This is a genomic window from Sphingorhabdus sp. EL138 (assembly GCF_945890115.1).
Classification (GTDB): domain Bacteria; phylum Pseudomonadota; class Alphaproteobacteria; order Sphingomonadales; family Sphingomonadaceae; genus Sphingorhabdus_B.
Window position 1 is genome coordinate 1 of sequence record NZ_CAMDCK010000019.1, and the last position, 17,851, is coordinate 17,851.

Consider the following 17,851-nt stretch of genomic DNA (forward strand, 5'->3'; position numbering starts at 1 on the left):
AATACGGTGGATGCTTGTCCACACCAGCCACAGCGCCACTAAGGCGCCAATGATCAGCGGGAACCAGCTTTTACCATCGGGGCGTTGCGGTAAACCACCAAATCCACTGCCTTTTCTGCGCAGCAGATCCTCAAGCGATGGGCCGCGCGAACGGTTGCGTCCGGCGGGTTCGGGTGTTGGGTCCCACGGGTTAACGGGATCGGGCTTCGATCCGCCCCCACGTCCGGTTGCGTTGCTTGCGCCACCTGTTTGCCCAGAATCGGGGGAATCCCAAGGTCCTTTGCCATCTGTGGCCAATATTACGGGTCCTTGCTGGTCATTTTTTGTGCTCATAAACCCAGTATAGGGATGGTTTTTCAGAAAAACAGTGTCAATCCCGCAATTCTGAATCTATTCGGCATGATATGTCCGATTTTTCGATAATATCCGATGCAATTTTTGCTGTCGTAGGAATCCGCGCGAGCGGTTTAAAAGTCGCCGATGATAACGTCTCGCTGATGCTTGACGTGTCAGGCTTAAATGCAGAGCAGCGCGCGGAGATCGAAGCCGATGTCCGCACCGCAGCCACGAAGGCCGGTGCGCAATCGGTGCGTGTCATGTTGACCGCCGAACGCATTACGCCGCGCCTGATTGCGGTGGCGAGTGGTAAAGGCGGCGTAGGCAAATCTACGCTGTCGACAAATCTTGCTATTGCCATGGCACGCGCTGGCCGTTCGGTTGGTCTGGTGGACGCAGATATCTATGGTCCGTCGCAGCCAAGGTTGATGGGTGTGGAGGGCGTGAAGCCCGAAGCCGAAGGCAAGATGATTATCCCTGTCATGGGCGCAGGCGGTGTTCCGTTTCTGTCGATGGGGCAATTGGTCAATCCGGGGCAGGCTATTGCATGGCGCGGGCCAATGGCGGGGAATGCGCTGTCGCAACTTGTCGATGCCAAATGGGGCCATATCCGCGATATCGTTGTCGATATGCCGCCTGGCACAGGCGATATTCAATTGTCGATGATCCAGAAGCACAAGCCGATCGGCGCTGTGATCATCTCTACCCCGCAAGACCTTGCCCTGATTGACGCGATGCGCGCCATAAGCTTTTTCGACACGGCAAAAGTGCCGATCATTGGTCTTGTTGAAAACATGGCCGGGTATTTGTGTCCACATTGCGGGGAAATGAGCGATCCGTTCGGCTCGGGTGGGGCAGAGGCAGCGGCAAAGGAATTGGGCATTCCGTTCTTGGGGCGGATACCGCTCGACATCAAAATTCGTGTGGAAAGCGACGCTGGCACCCCGCCTGCATTGGGTGAAGGCCCGATCAGCGATGCTTATGCTGCGATAGCGCGGCAGGTCGCCAGTTGGATCGACTCGCCGAAAGATACCGCTGCATGAATGAAGCGCCAGCAGCAAAGGACGGCATCACCCGCCGGAAACTGCTAGTTGGCGGCGGCGCAGGCGTCGGACTCTTGGTGGCATGGGGCCTATGGCCGCGTCGCTATGCGCCAAATATGCGTGCCGCGGATGGCGAGCATCTTTTCGGGCCATGGCTGAAAATTGCGGAGGATGGCAAAGTCATTATCGCCATCCCGCAGAGCGAGTCTGGCCAAGGCGTATACACCGCGCTGGCGCAGATCGTCGCTGGTGAATTGGGGGCAGACTGGCGCTCGGTTGCTGTGCAGCCAGTTTCCGCCAGCCCAATCTTTGCCAACACATTGTTGGCGCGCGCGTGGACGCCCGCATTCTTACCAGAAAATATCGCGCTCGACGTGGATTTTGATCCCGTTGCCAACAGCATTAACGAAATCGCCCGCCGCGACATGTTCGTGGTGACGGGCGGGTCGTCCTCTATCCGGCAGTTTGAACGGCCCTGCCGCGAAGCTGGCGCTGCCGCGCGGACTGTATTGTGTCAGGCAGCAGCGGCGCGCTGGGGCATTGCATGGGAGCAATGCCGGACCGATCGTGGCTTTGTCATTGCCGGCCAACGGCGCTTGTCCTTCGCAGAATTGGTGGTGGAAGCGTCGGCGCTTGACGTACCGTCGCCCATTCCGCTTAACCCGTCGGCGCGCAACCGTCTTTCTGGACGCGATGCACCGCGCCTTGACCTGTCGGCCAAGGTGGACGGCAGCGCAAGTTTTGCAGGCGATGCCCGTTTGCCCGACCTATTGTTTGCGTCGGTTCGCGCCGGGCCAGCGGGCGACACCCGCTTGTTGTCGGCAGATGAGAAGGCTGCGCTAAATGTGCGTGGCGTCCTGCAAGTGGTGAAGACCGATAAGTGGGTCGCGGCGGTGGCAAGCAATTGGTGGGCTGCAAACAATGCCCTCGATGCCATGGCACCTGTGTTCCGTACCAAGGGCCGGATGGCAGACAGCACTGAAATTGTGCAGTCTTTGTCCAACGCAATTGCCAAAGGTCCCGGCTTTCGCGCCACCAAATTCGGAGATGTCGAGGCGGCCATGGCGCAGGAAGCCGGCGCGCGCATATTCAAGGCGGATTATACCGTCGGCGCTGCCGTCCACGCACCGATTGAGACACGCTCGGCAACCGCAGACTTTCGGGATGGGCGCTTACAATTATGGCTCGCGACCCAAGCGCCAGCAGTCGCGCGACTGGCGGCTGCGCAGGCCATTGGCATTAATGTAGATGATGTTGTTCACCATCCCGTGATGGCCGGCGGCAGCTTTGATCGCAATTTCGACAACAGCATTGCCGCGCAAGTGGCGGTGATTGCCAAGGCAGTGGGCAGGCCCATCCAATTGACATGGTCCCGTCCAGAAGATTTCATCCGCGATCACGTCCGCAGTCCTGCGTTGGGTAGGCTTTCGGCGGCCATGAATGCGGAAGGGGCGGTGACAGGCCTAACGGTTCGTGTCGCCGCAGCGTCTTCGATGCGTGAGCTCGCCTACCGGATGGATGGACAGCAGGCGGACAAGGCGCGTAAGTCGGCATCCGGCCAATATGACGTGCTGGCGCTGGAAGGCGCGCAAATTCCTTACGCTATTCCAAATATCACCATCGACCATTTCCCTGTGTCCATGCCTATGCCGACGGGGCCATGGCGGGGCCTTGCCAACAGCTATAACTGTTTCTTCGTTGAAGGGTTTATCGATGAACTGGCGCATAAGGCAGGGATTGAACCATTGTCGTTCCGTATGCAGATGCTGGTTGGCCAGACACGTTTGGCGCGATGCCTGACAGGTGTGGCGACAATGGCTGGCTGGGATGGCGGCATTTCGGGCCGCGGGCGTGGCGTCGCTTGCCACAGCATGCGCGGCAGCCATATTGCCGTCATTGTGACTGCCCGCAACAGTGAGACTGGCGTGCGTGTTGACCGCATTCACGCCATGGCCGATTGTGGCCGCTTGATTAACCCCGATCTTGCGCGCCAGCAGATTGAAGGCGGCATCGTGTTTGGATTGGCGCAAGCCTTAGGAGCTGCTACCGACTTTGAAAGTGGGCTTCCTACCGCACGGCGGTTACGCGATATCGACTTGCCCAAATTGGCTGATATGCCCGAAATCACGGTGGAACTTACGCCCAGTGATGAGGCGCCGGGCGGCGTTTCCGAATTGGGCGTGCCAGCCGTGGCGCCCGCAATTGCCAATGCCCTTTTCTCCGCAGCCGGTATCAGGCTGCGAGAATTACCTTTATTGTCCAGAGGACTATGATGACATTACCGATTAATCACCCCTTCGTCGCAACGCCGAAAATTGGGGTATTGCTTGTAAATTTGGGGACGCCGGACGCGCCAACGACGTCGGCCGTGAAACGCTACCTCAAGCAGTTTCTATCCGACCGCCGCGTGGTCGAAATTCCACCGATCATCTGGCAGCCGATCTTGCGCGGCATCATTTTGAATACGCGTCCCCAGAAATCTGCCGAGGCTTATGCAAAAGTGTGGACCGACAAGGGTTCGCCTCTGGCATTTTTCACCGCTGGACAGGCCGACGCGCTTCAAGCGCGCATGGGCGATGGTGCCGATGTCCGCTACGCTATGCGCTATGGCAACCCGTCGGTCGCGGATCAGCTTGCCGCCATGAAGGCAGCCGGCTGCAACCGCATCTTGATCGCGCCAATGTATCCACAATATTCCGGCGCAACGACGGGGACTGTGTTGGATGAGGCCTATGCCGCATTGACCGCTATGCGCTGGCACCCCGCAATACGGACCTTGCCGGCCTATCATGATGACGCGGCCTATATCGGTGCACTGAAAACGTCGATTGAGGCGTCGCTGGCGGGACTTGATTTCGAACCCGACGCTATCGTCATCAGTTTCCACGGCATGCCCGAACGCACATTGCAATTGGGGGATCCCTATCATTGCCATTGTCAGAAAACGGCGCGCTTGCTGTCTGAAGCTATGGGGCGCGCATTGGTTGTCAGTTTCCAGTCACGTTTCGGTCGTGCCAAATGGCTTGAACCTGCAACGGACGACACGTTGATGCGGTTGGCGCGTGAAGGCACCAAAAAGGTCGCAATTTTCGCGCCAGGCTTTTCCGTCGATTGCCTCGAAACGCTCGAAGAATTGGCCATGCAGGGGCATGAGCAGTTCGAAGAAGCTGGCGGCACCCATTATGCGTATATGCCATGCCTGAACGACGGTGATGTTGGCATGGACATGGTAGAACGCATCATCCGTCGTGAACTCGCTGGCTGGCTTTAGACAGCGGACTCAGGACTAACGTTAACGGCAACTTGCGCTAGCGGCAGTGCGCGGTAATCATCGTCAAAATTGAACGAGGGGTGCGGTATATGACAAGAGTGGCAGTAGTTACCGGGGGGACCAGAGGCATTGGCGAAGCGATTAGCCTAAAGCTGCAAGAAAAGGGCCGTCTGGTCATCGCCAATTATGGCGGCAATGATGCGGCAGCCAAGGCTTTTTCAGAGCGTACCGGCATTGCCGTTCGAAAATGGGACGTAGGCGACCATAAAAGTTGCATTGATGCCTGCGCCGCTATTGAGGGCGAATATGGCCAGATCGACATCATGGTCAACAATGCGGGCATCACGCGAGACGCGACAATGATTAAAATGACGTTTGAACAATGGGACGAGGTTATCCGCGTTGACCTTACAGGCTGCTTCAACATGGCCAAGGCGGTGTTTGCGGGCATGCGTGAACGCAAATGGGGCCGCATTGTCAACATAGGCTCGGTCAATGGTCAGGGCGGGCAAATCGGGCAGGTGAACTATGCCGCGGCCAAATCAGGCATTCATGGCTTTACAAAATCCCTTGCGGCAGAAGGCGCACGGCATGGCGTGACGGCCAATGCCATCGCGCCGGGATATATTGGCACCGAAATGCTGTCGACGATTCCGGAAAATGTGATGGAGAAGATTGTCGCGCAAATTCCCGTTGGCCGCCTTGGGCAGCCCGAAGAAATTGCGCGTGGCGTCGAATTTCTCACCAGCGACAATGCCGGGTTTATCACCGGATCGACCTTGTCGATCAATGGTGGCCAGCACATGTATTGATGGCCATTCAAGCTTGAGCGCATTCTATCACCCGCCTGTTAAACGCAGCATGACCGTAGCTGGGCATCAGACGTCAATCAGTCTTGAGCCATTGTTTTGGGACCGGCTTCGGGCGGCTGCGGAAGTCGACGGCCTACCGGTCAATGCGTTGGTGGCGCAGATTGATGTCGCGCGGCTTGAATCGCGAACGCCCTGTGGCCTTGCAAGCGCCATCCGACTGTGGCTTTTGGCGCGGGCATAAAGAAACGCAACAGATGTGAGTGGCGGGTTGAAAACACGGCATCTTCAAGACTGCGCTGTGGGTTCGTATATGTGAAGTGCCGAATATAGCCGATAGCTTGCACCAATAAGGTCGGATCAAAGACCGGCTTCGACAGCAATTCTCACCGCGTCTGCGGCGTTTGAAGTTGAAAGCTTTTTAAACATCAACATGCGGTGCATTTGAACCGTTTTTTCGCTCAGCGAAAGACGATAGGCTATTTGCTTTGTGCGGAAACCGCGCGCCATTTGCTGCAATATTTCGCGCTGGCGTGGCGATAGACGATCAACAATTTGTGCCGCTTTTTGTTGCCGCACGAGGCCAATGCTTTCTTCTTCCGGCAGCACCTCAATTTGCGACCCGACGAAAAGCTCCAGCTTTCCTTCGTCATCAAATAATGGCGCAATCATCACCGCGTTGCGAAAGGGTGATCCGTCTTTGCGATAGTTGATAAGTTCAGCCAAGGCAGGGCGTTGTCCATAGACTGCCGAGCGCAATTTCTCTGTCTGACCATTTTCGGTGTCGGGACCACGCAAAAACCGGCAGTTTAGCCCAATCACTTCTGCCTCAGTATATCCGGTCATCGCGCAGAAGGCAGCGTTAACGGCAATCAGGGGATTGTCCGTTTGAGTGGGGTCGCTGACGACCGTTGCAATCGGGCTAAAGCGAATCGACTCCAAAACCGGATGGCTGCTGGCTTTGCTTGCCTTCGAGAAAAGTTCGGATTTCACTTGTCGTTACGATGCAATAAAAATCGACAACTGGCAACTACTCCTTCGTTACATGCGCCAAGATTTAAGGATCACTCTCACTCTGCGCCAACGCGTTCGACGTCCGCGCCGACCAACTGAAGCTTCTCCTCAAGCCGTTCATAACCACGGTCAAGATGATAGAGACGGCTTACATGGGTTTCGCCCTCCGCGACCAAGCCAGCGATGACAAGGCTCATCGACGCCCGAAGGTCGGTCGCCATTACCGGGGCACCTGTGAGTTTCTTTACGCCATGGACAATCGCGGTGCGGCCCTTGGTCTCGATATGCGCGCCCATTCGATTAAGTTCGGGCACATGCATATAGCGGTTCTCAAATATAGTCTCGGTAAGCACGCTAGCGCCGTCTGCCATGCAGAGCATCGCCATGAACTGCGCCTGCATATCGGTGGCAAAACCGGGATAGGGCGCGGTGGAAATGGTAAGTGGCTTAAGTTTGCCGTCTGAAGACACCCGAACACCGGTTCCCGTATCTTCGACCTTCACACCGGCTTGACGCAAGGCATCCAATGTCGCGTCCATCTCGCTAGCTTTCGCACCAACAAGCTCGATATCACCGCCAGTTATGGCGGCGGCACATGCATAGCTACCTGCCTCGATACGGTCGCTCATCACGCGGTAGGTCGCGCCATGTAGGCGGTCTCTGCCTTGAATGATCAAATCGGAGGTGCCGATGCCTTCAATTTGTGCACCCATGGCAACGAGCAGATTGCACAGGTCGACAATTTCTGGCTCGCGCGCAGCGTTGTGAAGCACACATGTGCCCTTGGCGAGGCTGGCCGCCATCAGGGCGTTTTCGGTCGCACCAACGGATACGACGGGAAAGGTGTAGGTTCCGCCGGGAATACCCTTTTTGGCAATGGCTTTGACATAGCCGGCGGCCACTTCAATCTCGACACCAAAGGCCTCCAGCGCCTTGAGGTGAAGGTCAATAGGCCGGTTGCCGATTGCGCATCCGCCCGGCAGCGAAACGGTCGCTTCACCCGCGCGCGCCAGCATTGGGCCAAGCACTAGAATAGAGGCGCGCATTTTGCGGACAAGGTCGTAAGGCGCGATGTTGCTGGTAATCCGCGTAGCTTCTAACGTCATAACGCGGCCGAAATCTTCGGGGCGTGACCCAGCAACCGTCGTCGAAATGCCAAACTGGTTCATCAGATGCTGAAACCCGTCAATGTCGGCCAAGCGCGGCAAATTGCGCAAAGTCAGCGGTTCATCCGTCAGCAGCGCGCACGGGATCAGCGTCAATGCACTGTTCTTCGCACCTGAAATGGGAATCTTGCCTTTTAGGGCGTTGCCGCCACGTACGATTATCTTATCCATCGCACCGTATTTAGCGGGAATTGGATAAGGCGCAACTTAGGATTTGGTGAGCGCTGCCTCAACCTGCCCAAGCCGCTCCTTTCCCCAGAACATCTCCGCATCCACAAAGAAGGTCGGCACGCCAAATGCGCCGCGTTTTGCGGCGGCTTCGGTATTGGCAATCAGCTCCGCCTTCACCTCCGGGGCATCGGCCAGAGCCAGCAAGGCGGCGCTGTCGAGGCCAGCCTTGTCGAGAATATCGCGCACAACATCCAGATGGCCCAAGTCCGCCCCATCATGCCACATCGCCGCCATGACCGCGTCGACATAAGACTCGAGGCAGCCAAGCCTCTGGGCCGCAACTGCGCCGCGCATGACGTGGAGCGTGTTGAGAGGAAAACGGGGATTCATCTTAAACGGGATTTCATGCGCTTTTACGAAGCGTTGAAATTCCAGCATTTCATATTTTTGTTTAGCGGGCGTTTCGGCATAGCGCATCATCGGCGCCTGATTATTTGTAAGCTTGAACAAACCACCGAGCAGGATAGGCACATACACGACTTGCGCGCCGGTTCGGGCGCACATCTCTGGTAACATGTTGTAAGCCAAATAGCTATTCGGTCCGCCAAAATCGAAGAGAAATTCAAAACTTTTCGCCATCTAAAAACTCTCCGTCCAGGGGCGCAAATCCATTTCATGCGTCCATGCGCTGCGATGTTGCTTGTGCAGGGCAACATATTGCAGCGCAATCGCATCGGGCGACAATATGCCGTCTGCTACTTTTGCGGCCTCGAAATCGGGGCGGATACCGCGGATAAAGGCCGTATCGATGCCGCCATCGATGATGACGTGCGCGACATGAATGTTTTGCGGGCCCAACTCGCGCGCCATGGACTGCGCCAGCATGCGCAGCGCGCCCTTTGCGCCGGAAAAGGCGGAGAAGCCTTTACCGCCACGCATACTCGCCGTTGCGCCTGTGAAGATGATGGTGCCTGATTGGCGCGAGACCATGCGGCGTGCGGCCTCACGCCCCAGTAGGAAGCCAGCGAATGCCGCCATTTCCCATACCTTGCGGTACACTTGCGCGGTCATATCGAGTATAGAAAAATTAACGTTCGCGCCGATGTTAAAAACTGCGACCTCTATTGGTCCAACGTCGCGTTCAATCGCATCGACCATCGCAATGACTTCGTCTTCGATACGGGCGTCGGCAGGGTAAGCGCGGGCTTCATATCCCTCATCGCGGATCGATTGTGCGAGCGCCTCCAACTGCTCGGTATTGCGCGCGCGGCGGTTGACGCAAGCGATATAGCCTTCGCGCGCAAATGCCTTGGCGATTGCCCCGCCTGTGGCGTCACCGGCGCCGACAATCAGGGCTGCCTTAGTCAATCTTTCTCCAGCGTGCATTGCAACGGATGCTGGTTCTTCTGCGCGAAGTCCATGACTTGTGTGACCTTGGTTTCGGCCACTTCATAGGTGAAAATGCCGCAAACGCCGACGCCCTTTTGATGAACATGAATCATAACGCGTGTAGCCTGATCCGTATCCATCTGAAAAAACGCCTTGAGCACATGCACCACAAATTCCATCGGCGTGTAATCGTCGTTCAGCAGCAGCACTTTATACAGGCTTGGCTTTTGGGTTTTCGGGCGCGTGCGCGTGGCGAGGCCGACCCCAGGTCTGCCGCCATTTTTATCGTCATCATCTTGCGCCATCAAAATCTGCATAAGCCCAAAATAGAGCAGAGGAGGGGGACTCTGCAAGCCCCGTTCGTCATCTATTCTCTTGCACCAAAAAGAAACCGCCCTTTCCTTAACGGAAAGGACGGTTGCTTTGTGGAATTGCACCGGTTGATCTCGACGTCCTGCCACCAAAAGGAGGAGAGAGGGTGGTAGGTGGATGACCCACCGGCGCAATATCTTGAGAGAGCTTATGCAGCTTTCTTGAAAAGTTCGGTTGTCGCCGCAATGCGGTTCGAGATTGGCTGGAACATTTCGCTGACCAACTTGACCATCGCTTCGGTGTTCTTCGAACCCTGCGCAACAGCGGTATCGAAACCCTTGCGCGCCAGTTCACCCTGAAGCTTGACGAAGTCCGTTGGTGACTTGACTGAAGTCAGTTCCTTGACAGCCGCCTGGACTTCTTCGAAATTCTTCTTGGCGAAGTCCATGTTGGTCTTGCCGATTTCCTGGGCGCCCTTTGCAACAATCTTACCGGCTTCAACAACGGCTTCGACATTTGCCTTGTTGAATTCAACGGCGTCAGCAGCAAACTTCTTGCCCTTTTCAGCGGCTTCGGTAGCCTTTCCACGGATGTCAGCGAAAAATTCTGTTGCCTTTTCGGCGGTTTTTTCTGCAGTGGCTTTAACAGTGTCAGTCATATTGGATACTCCTTGAGCAAAGGGTGTTGTTTCAACAGACACGGATTTGGAAGGCGACGAAGCTGAAGGTGTTTCGACCTTAGTCTTCGCAACGGTGCTGGGAGCAGTTTTGACAAGCACGTCTTCTGGCGCTGCAACTTTTGCAGTTTTTGTCGAGACGTTGGCTTTTGTCTTGCCGGCCATGTGTAAGCACCATTTCTGTTGTGTTGCGCTGCACAATAAGGCAAATGCAAACTATGTCAACAAAAAATGTTGCAGTGCACAAAAACTGACTTAGGCGCCTTAATCCGCCAAAGTCAGCCGTTCAAAGCGTTCATAATGGTGATCCGCAGAGCCAAATTGGTTCTCGATCATCGTCGCCCGCTTAAAGAAGTGGCCAATGGCCAGTTCTTGCGTGATGCCAATGCCGCCATGCGTTTGAATGGCGTTCTGCCCCACAAACTGTGCTGAACGCGACACCTTCGCTTTGCATGCCGATACTGCGGCCATACGTTCCGCCGCTGGTAGATCGAGCTTGAGCGTTGCCATCGTGGTCATGGACTTTGATTGCTCAACTTCCATGAACATGTCGACCATGCGGTGCTGAAGCACTTGGAAGCGCGAGATCGGCTGACCAAATTGATTGCGCTGACGGGCATATTCCAATGTTCCCTGATGCAGCTTGGCAGTCACACCGCAGGATTCAGCGCAAACCGCAACGGTCGCTTCATCCACGATGCGTTCAATCAGCGGCAGGCCAGCGCCTTCATCACCCAACAAAGCGTCGGCAGGAATCGCGGCGTTTTCGAAATAGATTTCGGATGCTTGAAAGCCGTCAACAGTCGGATAATCGCGGCGAACAATGCCCTTTGCGTTGGCGTCAATGAGGAACAAAGACACGCCGTTTACATCGGTGTTAGCGCCGCCTGTGCGCGCGGTGACGAGCAAATGCGTTGCCCATGGCGCGGCGTATACAACGCCTTTATGGCCGTTCAATACATAGCCCGCGCCGTCCTTCTTCGCGGTCGTGCGGATATTGGCGAGGTTGTAACGGCCCTGCGGCTCGGCATATGCAAAGGCAATTATGACATTGCCATTGATGATTTCCGGGATCACGGCATCCGCCACTGCGCCGCCGACCGCCTTCAACGCGCCACCGCCCAGAACGACAGTCTGGAGATAAGGCTCAATCGCGATAACTTTGCCCAATTCTTCCATGATCAAGGCGTTTTCGAGATGACCACCGCCGAGACCGCCATGGTCTTCGCTGAACGAGGCTCCCAACATACCTAGATCCTGCGCCAAAGCTTTCCAGATGCCAGAATCACGTCCCGTGCTGCTGGCAATCATCTTGCCGCGGCTATCGAAGTCATAGGTGTCCGCCAAAAAACGGCTCAATGTGTCGCGGATCATGTCCTGCGTTTCGGTGTAGCTGAAATCCATGTGAAGTGTCTCTCCATCGTCGCCTTATTGGCGGTTGCATTCCCCTACCGCGTGCGGGAGGGGTCGGGGGAGGGCGAATCACGTCTTTCGCGGACGTAACCCTCCCCTAAATCCTCCCGCAGACGGGAGGGGGAAGCGTTTAAATCCCCAGCACCATCTTGGCGATGATGTTGCGCTGGATCTCGTTTGATCCACCGTAAATCGTCGTCTTGCGGGCGTTGAAATAAGTCGGTGCCGCGCGGTGCGCATAGTCCGGACCAATCGGGTGTTCATTGTCACCTTCGCCAAAGCCACGGAAATATGGCGCGCCATAATGGCCGACTGCCTCTAGGGCGAGTTCGGTAATCCGTTGCTGGATTTCCGACCCCTTGATTTTCAACAAGCTCGATTCCGGGCCTGGGCCCTTGCCCGCTGCTTCGCCAGCAAGGCTGCGCAATTCGGTGAATTCAAGAGCCGTGAGGTCAATTTCAAGTTCCGAAATCTTACGCTTGAAAAACGGGTTAGCGATCAGCGGGCGGTCGCCATCCTGTTCAGTGCGGGCAATTGCCTTAATCTTTTCAACGCCGCGCTTTGAACGGGCAACGGCAGCAATGCCGGTGCGTTCGTGCGCCAACAGGAACTTGGCGCAGGTCCAACCTTTATTTTCTTCATAAACACGGTTTGCAACCGGTACGCGGACGTCTTCCAACCAGACTTCATTGACCTCATGCTCGCCGCCCAAGGTAATGATCGGACGGACGGTTACGCCCGGCGACTTCATGTCGATCAATAAGAAGCTGATGCCCTCTTGCGCCTTGGCATCGGCATCGGTGCGCACAAGGAAAAAGCCCCAGTCGGCATATTGCGCCATAGTGGTCCAGGTTTTTTGGCCATTTACGATGTAATCGTCGCCATCACGAACAGCCTTGGTGCGCAGCGATGCAAGGTCGGAACCGGCGCCGGGCTCCGAATAACCCTGGCACCACCAATCATCGCCCGACAAGATACCGGGCAGGAATTTGGCTTTCTGCTCAGGCGTGCCGAAGGTGTAGATCACTGGACCAACCATCGACAGGCCAAATGGCATCGTACCCACGCAATCTGCTGCGGCGAGTTCTTCGGACCAGATGAAGCGCTCGGTTGCTGTCCAACCGGTGCCGCCATATTCAACGGGCCATGCAGGCGCGATCCAGCCCTTCTTGGCGAGAATGCGATGCCATGACAGGAAATCTTCCTTCGAAAGATCATGCCCTTCGTCTTGAACAGAGCGGAGATTTTCGGGGTAATTTTCGGCGATGAAAGTGCGCACTTCCTTCTGGAAGGCGATTTCTGCGGGGCTGAATTCCAGTTGCATCACGATTCTCCTAAAATATTGCGTTGAAACTAGTCGACGTTTACGTAAACGTCAATTGAATCTCATCGCGCCTTCACATAACTACCCGGAGCCGATTCTAGCGTCTTCAGAATGCCTTGGCCGGGTTGACGTGGACCGGTTGCTGGCACGTATGTGTCACCCTTCTCTGTCAGCCAGACGAGCCAATCGGGCCACCAGCTTCCCTTGGTCTCCGTTGCGCCTTCAATGAATGCCGCGAGCGAAGGTGGCGCAGCGTCATTGGTCCAATATTGATATTTCATCTGCGCAGGCGGATTGACCACACCTGCAATATGGCCGCTGCCCGCCAGCACGAATTTGGTCGGGCCAGCAAAATGCTCCTGCAATTTCCAGACGCTTTCGGCAGGCGCAATATGGTCCTCACGCCCGGCCTGAATATAGGTCGGCGTTTTCACCCGGCGTAGGTCAATTGGAGTGCCGAGTGCCGACATGTCATTTGGTTTTACCAGCCGGTTGTCGCGATAGAGGTCTACGACATAGTTGCGGTGCCATTTAGCGGGCAGGTTGGTGACGTCGCCATTCCAGTGCAGTAAATCAAACGCCGGATAGTCCTCCCCCAGCAAATAGTTTTTGACGACGGTGGACCAGATCAGGTCCTTGCCGCGTAGCATGTTAAAGGTCAGCGCCAGGAAGCGCCCATCCATATAGCCTTGCGGCGCGCTCAAGGCCTCCATCATCGCGATTTGCTGATCATCGATGAAGTGCAGCAGTTCGCCGCCTGAACTGAAATCGACTTGAGCGGTAAAAAATGTCGCGCTGCGGACCTTGTCGGCTGCGTCAGTCGCATCAAGGATTGAGAGCGTTGCCGCCAAGGTTGTTCCGGCGACACAATAACCTATTGCATGGACATCAGGCACATCAAGGCCTGCGCGCACCGTATCAAGCGCGTCGATCTGCGCTGCGATATAATCGTCCCAAATAATGTCCTTCATCGAAGCATCTGCCGATTTCCAAGACACAACGAAAACCGTAATGCCTTGGTCCACGCAATATTTGATGAAGCTTTTTTCCGCGGTGAGATCGAGAATGTAAAAGCGGTTTATCCATGGCGGAAAAATGATTAGCGGTGTTTCCAGCACATTTTCCGTTGTCGGGTCATATTGGATGAGCTGGTATAAAGGCGTTTGGTGCACGACCTTGCCCGGCGTTGCCGCGATGTTTTCGCCAAGCGTAAACGCGCTTGAATCGGTATGGGTCAATTGCCCGCGCTGCATATCCTGCATCAAATGCTGCATCCCCGACATCAGGCTCGAGCCCTTAGTGTCCAAGGCGCGTTCCAGTGCAACCGGATTGGTAAAGGGTGAATTTGCCGGGCTCATCGCCTCGATGATACTACGCAGAGCAAAGCCCATTTTTGCTTTATCATTTTCGGACAAGCCATCCAATTGGTCAGCGGCGGCCAACATATGTTCGGACATGACCTGATAGCTTTGCCGGATTAAGTCGAATATGGGATGCTCCCATTGCGGCGCGGCAAAACGGCGGTCTGTCGTATCGACCTTGTCCCGGCCCGCTTTGGCCAGCGGCTCCAACACGGTTCCCCAGGCATCCAAAGCAGCGCGATAGGCCTTTACCGGGTCGGTCGTGACCACAGCGGTTTGTTCAAAAAACTTCATGAACTGTTTAGGGTCCATAAAAGGGGGGATTTCGGATGAGTCGGCCATGTTGACAGGCATATCAAAGCAAATGAAATTGTCGAAGATTGTTTTGTTGTGCGGCGCAGCATGGACATTGTGTAAAAAAGAGCGCAAAGGCGCCGTATAATGACATTTGAAAATATTCCTCCGCTTCTCGATGAAGCGCTCACCGTGCGTGGCTATACTACGCTGACACCCGTTCAAAACGCCGTTATCGCGGAGGAGGCCGTCGGACGCGACCTCGTCGTGTCGGCACAAACCGGCTCCGGCAAAACCGTGGCCTTTGGCCTCGCTATGGCACCCCAAATCCTTGATGGCGGGCTAGTTAGCCTCGCACGTGAGCCTGCTGCACTCATCATCGCCCCGACCCGCGAGCTTGCCTTGCAGGTAAGCCGCGAATTGATGTGGCTTTATGCCAAAGCAGGCGTGCGCATCGCGACATGTGTTGGTGGGATGGACGCTTCGAAAGAACGCCGCACTTTAAACCAAGGCGCACAGATTGTTGTCGGCACCCCGGGACGACTGCGTGACCATTTGGAGCGCGGCGCGCTTGACCTGTCGGCTTTGAAAGTTGCGATCCTAGATGAAGCGGACGAAATGCTCGACATGGGCTTTCGCGAAGAGCTTGAGGAAATATTGAACGCTACGCCGGAAGGTAGGCGGACATTGCTGTTCTCGGCCACCATGCCGAAACCGATTGTTTCGCTGGCAAAACGGTATCAGCGCGATGCTTTGCGAATCTCGACCGTTGGCGAAGACCGGGGCCATGGCGACATCAGCTATCAAGTGGTTACGGTCGCTCCACCGGACATTGAAAACGCAGTGGTCAATTTGCTGCGTTTGCACGAAGCCGAAACCGCAATCCTGTTTTGCGCGACACGCGAAAATGTCCGCCGCTTGCACGCCAGTCTGACCGAGCGCGGCTTTAACGTCGTTGCCTTGTCAGGCGAGCATTCGCAGTCCGAGCGGAACCAAGCGCTTCAGGCTTTGCGTGACCAGCGGGCGCGCGTGTGCGTTGCAACCGATGTTGCTGCACGCGGAATCGATTTGCCGAACCTATCGTTGGTTGTGCATGTCGAACTGCCGCGTGATGCAGAAGGGCTTCAGCACAGATCAGGACGGACTGGCCGTGCAGGCCGCAAGGGTACCGCTGTGTTGATAGTGCCCTATCAGCGCCGCAAGCGCGTTGAATCCATGCTGCGCGGTGCAAAGATCGAGGCGGATTGGATCAAGGTTCCAACTGCTGCAGATATCCGCGCCAAGGACCATGATCGTCTGCTTGAAACGCTTTTGACCCCAGTTGAGGTTGAGGACGAAGACCGCGCTTTGGGTGCAAAATTACTTGAGACGATGTCTGCAGAAGACATCGCGGCTGCTTTGGTGCGCGTGCATCGGGCCAAGATGCCGCAAGCCGAAGACCTACTGGATGACGGCAGCCGTGAACGCCCACGCGACGACCATCGTGCAGGATTCGACGATTCCGTTTGGTTCAAACTGAATGTTGGTCGCCGCAACAATGCTGATCCCAAATGGATATTGCCATTATTGTGCCGCCGTGGCGGCGTGACCAAGAATGACATTGGTGCCATCCGCATTGCCGCGAATGAAACGCATGTCGGCATTGCGGCGGCGGCTGTGGCCAAGTTCACTAAAGCCATTGCCCAACCAGGGCATGATGAAGACAATGACGTCGAAATCGTGCAAGCCAATGGCCCGCCACGGGAAGCGGCGCGCGAAAATAAGCGTATGGGCCGCGATGGCGACCGCCCACAGCGTGCGCAACTGGGCGTCAATCCACGCGGCGACGGGCCACCACGCGGCGGTAACTTCCGCGGCGACGGACCACGTGCTGGTGGTGGAAACCGCGATGGCGCACGTCCTTTCCGTAAGGATGGACCGCCCCCGTCAAAGCATGGCGTCAAACACAAGGCCAAGGGCAACCGCCCGCGTTAATGGATGCGAATATAGTTTTTCTGGAAATGCGGTAAAACTTCGCGCATGAGGGCGGTCTTGAATTAACCAACCCGAAACGGGAGCTTATGTCCGAAGAATTCTACCGCATGAAGCGTCTACCGCCATATGTCATCGCTGAAGTCAACGCGATGCGTGCGGCGGCGCGCGGCGCGGGTGAGGACATTATCGATCTCGGCATGGGCAATCCCGATTTGCCGCCGCCGCCGCATGTGATCGAGAAACTGTGCGAAGTAGCACAGAAGCCTGATGCCCACGGTTATTCGGCTTCCAAGGGTATTCCAGGGCTTCGCAAAGCACAGGCAAATTATTATGGGCGGCGTTTCGGGGTTGATGTTGATCCCGAACATGAAGTTGTCGTGACGATGGGTTCTAAAGAAGGCTTGGCAAGCCTTGCCACCGCCATCACTGCGCCGGGCGATGTTGTTCTGGCACCGAACCCAAGCTACCCCATTCACACCTTTGGGTTCATCATTGCCGGCGCGACGATCCGTTCGGTGCCAACCACGCCGGACGAAAATTACTTCCGTTCGCTTGAGCGTGCCATGGCCTTCACTGTCCCGCGTCCGTCGATATTGGTGGTCAATTATCCATCCAACCCGACGGCTGAGACCGTTGATCTGGCGTTTTACGAACGGCTGGTCGCGTGGGCGAAGGAGAATAAGGTCTGGATATTGTCCGACCTTGCATATTCCGAGCTTTATTTTGACGGCAACCCGACACCGTCAATTTTGCAGGTGAAGGGCGGCAAGGATGTTGCCGTCGAATTCACGTCCTTGTCCAAAACTTATTCCATGGCCGGATGGCGCGTTGGTTTTGCCGTAGGCAACCGTGACCTGATTGCGGCGATGACGCGGGTGAAAAGCTATCTCGATTATGGGGCCTTTACCCCCATTCAGGCCGCAGCCTGCGCCGCGCTGAATGGTCCGCAGGACATTGTTGAACAAAATCGGCAGCTTTACCACAAACGCCGCGATATCCTTGTCGAGGCGTTCGGGCGGGCCGGTTGGGACATTCCGCCGCCAAAGGCGTCGATGTTTGCATGGGCCCCCTTGCCACCCGCGCTCGCGCATTTGGGCAGTCTTGAATTTTCCAAGCAGTTGCTGACCGAGGCGAAGGTCGCGGTCGCGCCTGGCGTTGGCTATGGCGAAGATGGCGAAGGCTATGTCCGCATCGCCATGGTCGAAAATGAACACCGGTTGCGGCAGGCTGCGCGCAATGTGAAACGCTATTTGCAATCCATGGGCGTAAACACCCCTGCGCAGTCCAAGGCGATCTGA

At 56.1% G+C, this 17,851-nt stretch carries 16 protein-coding genes and 1 pseudogene; 7 read left to right on the forward strand and 10 right to left on the reverse strand.

Features of this window, described 5'->3' with window-relative positions; genetic code table 11:
* Positions 1-333 (reverse strand): annotated as a pseudogene (locus Q0O07_RS09425) (hypothetical protein); the annotation flags it as partial.
* A gap of 71 nt (positions 334-404) precedes the next feature.
* On the opposite strand from Q0O07_RS09425, the gene Q0O07_RS09430 reads away from it, so the two are divergent.
* The 5 genes from Q0O07_RS09430 to Q0O07_RS09450 all read left to right on the forward strand — a co-directional run bounded on the left by Q0O07_RS09430 (position 405) and on the right by Q0O07_RS09450 (position 5,703).
* Entirely contained in the window at positions 405-1,379 is a 975-nt protein-coding gene (locus Q0O07_RS09430) for an Mrp/NBP35 family ATP-binding protein (protein ID WP_295492857.1), read from the forward strand.
* Positions 1,376-3,652: a molybdopterin cofactor-binding domain-containing protein gene (locus tag Q0O07_RS09435; RefSeq protein ID WP_295492859.1), complete on the forward strand. Its 2,277-nt coding sequence runs from the start codon at positions 1,376-1,378 to the stop codon at positions 3,650-3,652. Before Q0O07_RS09430 ends, Q0O07_RS09435 begins: the two co-directional genes overlap by 4 nt.
* Positions 3,652-4,650 carry a ferrochelatase gene (hemH, locus tag Q0O07_RS09440; protein ID WP_295492965.1) on the forward strand — a complete coding sequence of 333 codons (999 nt, stop codon included), beginning with the start codon at positions 3,652-3,654 and terminating at the stop codon, positions 4,648-4,650. The genes Q0O07_RS09435 and hemH overlap by 1 nt, the downstream gene beginning before the upstream one ends.
* 89 nt (positions 4,651-4,739) lie before the next feature.
* Positions 4,740-5,462 (forward strand): acetoacetyl-CoA reductase, encoded by a 723-nt coding sequence (gene phbB / locus Q0O07_RS09445; RefSeq protein ID WP_295492861.1) that lies wholly within the window; start codon positions 4,740-4,742, stop codon positions 5,460-5,462.
* A 13-nt stretch (positions 5,463-5,475) separates the two neighbouring features.
* On the forward strand, positions 5,476-5,703 hold the full coding sequence (locus Q0O07_RS09450) for a ribbon-helix-helix domain-containing protein (RefSeq protein ID WP_295492864.1): 228 nt from the start codon (positions 5,476-5,478) through the stop codon (positions 5,701-5,703).
* A 116-nt stretch (positions 5,704-5,819) separates the two neighbouring features.
* Here the strand turns inward: Q0O07_RS09450 and Q0O07_RS09455 are convergent, their stop codons facing one another.
* From Q0O07_RS09455 to Q0O07_RS09495, 9 genes are all read right to left on the reverse strand, one after another.
* Complete coding sequence (locus Q0O07_RS09455; protein ID WP_295492867.1) at positions 5,820-6,452, reverse strand: LuxR C-terminal-related transcriptional regulator; 633 nt, start codon at positions 6,450-6,452, stop codon at positions 5,820-5,822.
* A gap of 77 nt (positions 6,453-6,529) precedes the next feature.
* The gene (gene murA, locus Q0O07_RS09460; RefSeq protein WP_295492870.1) at positions 6,530-7,810 is read right to left on the reverse strand and encodes a UDP-N-acetylglucosamine 1-carboxyvinyltransferase; all 1,281 of its coding nucleotides are present in this window, start codon (positions 7,808-7,810) and stop codon (positions 6,530-6,532) included.
* Positions 7,811-7,846: 36 nt separating this feature from the next.
* On the reverse strand, positions 7,847-8,449 hold the full coding sequence (locus tag Q0O07_RS09465; RefSeq protein WP_295492872.1) for a 2-hydroxychromene-2-carboxylate isomerase: 603 nt from the start codon (positions 8,447-8,449) through the stop codon (positions 7,847-7,849).
* Positions 8,450-9,178, reverse strand: a complete 729-nt coding sequence (locus Q0O07_RS09470) for an SDR family NAD(P)-dependent oxidoreductase (protein WP_295492874.1) — start codon at positions 9,176-9,178, stop codon at positions 8,450-8,452. It lies immediately after the preceding gene.
* On the reverse strand, positions 9,175-9,516 hold the full coding sequence (gene clpS / locus Q0O07_RS09475) for an ATP-dependent Clp protease adapter ClpS (protein ID WP_295492969.1): 342 nt from the start codon (positions 9,514-9,516) through the stop codon (positions 9,175-9,177). The genes Q0O07_RS09470 and clpS overlap by 4 nt, the downstream gene beginning before the upstream one ends.
* Before the next feature lie 203 nt (positions 9,517-9,719).
* Entirely contained in the window at positions 9,720-10,352 is a 633-nt protein-coding gene (locus Q0O07_RS09480) for a phasin family protein (RefSeq protein WP_295492877.1), read from the reverse strand.
* 99 nt (positions 10,353-10,451) lie between these two features.
* Positions 10,452-11,591, reverse strand: a complete 1,140-nt coding sequence (locus tag Q0O07_RS09485; RefSeq protein ID WP_295492880.1) for an acyl-CoA dehydrogenase — start codon at positions 11,589-11,591, stop codon at positions 10,452-10,454.
* Positions 11,592-11,730: 139 nt separating this feature from the next.
* Positions 11,731-12,924 carry an acyl-CoA dehydrogenase family protein gene (locus Q0O07_RS09490; protein ID WP_295492883.1) on the reverse strand — a complete coding sequence of 398 codons (1,194 nt, stop codon included), beginning with the start codon at positions 12,922-12,924 and terminating at the stop codon, positions 11,731-11,733.
* A gap of 62 nt (positions 12,925-12,986) precedes the next feature.
* Positions 12,987-14,579, reverse strand: a complete 1,593-nt coding sequence (locus Q0O07_RS09495; RefSeq protein ID WP_295492885.1) for an alpha/beta fold hydrolase — start codon at positions 14,577-14,579, stop codon at positions 12,987-12,989.
* A gap of 147 nt (positions 14,580-14,726) precedes the next feature.
* Here Q0O07_RS09495 and Q0O07_RS09500 point away from each other — a divergent pair, with 147 nt between their 5' ends.
* On the forward strand, positions 14,727-16,553 hold the full coding sequence (locus Q0O07_RS09500) for a DEAD/DEAH box helicase (RefSeq protein ID WP_295492888.1): 1,827 nt from the start codon (positions 14,727-14,729) through the stop codon (positions 16,551-16,553).
* An 86-nt stretch (positions 16,554-16,639) separates the two neighbouring features.
* Positions 16,640-17,851: an LL-diaminopimelate aminotransferase gene (locus Q0O07_RS09505; protein ID WP_295492891.1), complete on the forward strand. Its 1,212-nt coding sequence runs from the start codon at positions 16,640-16,642 to the stop codon at positions 17,849-17,851.